Source organism: Petrocella sp., assembly GCF_059865615.1.
In genome coordinates, this window is record NZ_JCBCDA010000145.1 from 1 (window position 1) to 1167 (window position 1167).

Annotated in this window: 2 protein-coding genes; both read left to right on the forward strand. The window is 33.9% G+C overall.

Annotated elements, in window-relative coordinates:
• Positions 1 to 544: hypothetical protein (locus AC6F8J_RS14725; RefSeq protein ID WP_500724383.1), on the forward strand; the 544-nt coding region annotated here is incomplete at its 5' end.
• Positions 529 to 1167, forward strand: a 639-nt coding sequence (locus AC6F8J_RS14730; protein ID WP_500724384.1) for a hypothetical protein, incomplete at its 3' end; no start/stop codon positions are given. The genes AC6F8J_RS14725 and AC6F8J_RS14730, both read left to right, overlap by 16 nt.

The window sequence follows — 1167 nt, forward strand, 5'->3', positions numbered from 1 at the left end:
ATCAGTAACTTTTGATTCGGTTTTGGGAACTTTGGAGTTTGATAGGGAAGGTGAAATAACGTTCAAAACCACTAAAATAGGAAGTAAAGACTACAATATTCAAGGAAGTACTTCAACAGGCCCAAGCCAACTTTCTTATGGATACATAACGAACACACCTTTTTACATTATGGAATCATCTGGATTACAGAACTTTAAAGGCCTTTCATATACACATAAACAAGCCATTTCTACAAATCCGAAAATGTATAATGGATTGAAATCTTCTTATAAAATAGAAGTAACTCGGTATCCATTAAAAGAGGCACAAGCGGTTGCGACAGTTGCAGCAGTTGTTGGAATTATAGTATTGGCCCCTGTAGTAGTGCCTGTAGTAGGAACTGTAAAAGGCCCTGCAATAATAGGAGCAATACTAGGAATACTTGGGAAAGGTATACCAGCGTATGGTCATGAAGATATTAATATAGAAGAAAATAGGACCAAAGATAATAGCGATGAAAAAAAAGTGAATAAGTTGAGGGGGTTTATATGGATGATCAGTTAAAGGATAAAAAAAGTAAAAAGAACCTAAGTAAGATAAAACCAATAATTATAGGGATATCAATTATTATCAGTATATTAATCGGACTACAGATTATTTTCTATGCCAGGCTAATGATACCGCAGCTAATGAATGATGGTATTGATTATACGACTGAACCGGCAATCCTTTCACAAGACAGTGAAGTGGTTAGATTATTAGAAAGTTCAAAAGGTTTAAACTCAAATGAACTATACGAATTAGGCGACCAAATGTATAAGCAAAAAAAGTATAAAGAAGCATATAACATACATAAGTTAGCTGGAGAAAAAGAGAAGAATAATGCAACATTAACGTATGCAGCAATGGCCAACTGTTATGGATTTGTAATGAATTTTGAGGAAGCAGTTAAGATAGCTGAAAAATCACTGTCAATGATAAATGATTCGACGCGAGCAGAGAATCAGTATTATGCATATTATACGGCTGCTATAATGTATTACTATAGAGAGATTCATAGTGGATTTCCTGATTCTGATAGAACGATTGAATTACTGAAGACAGCAGTTACGATTCAGGTTGATGATCCTAAATACAAAGAGTATTGTGAAATTAGAAATCTGCAAATGTATGCTTTTTTAGTGGAT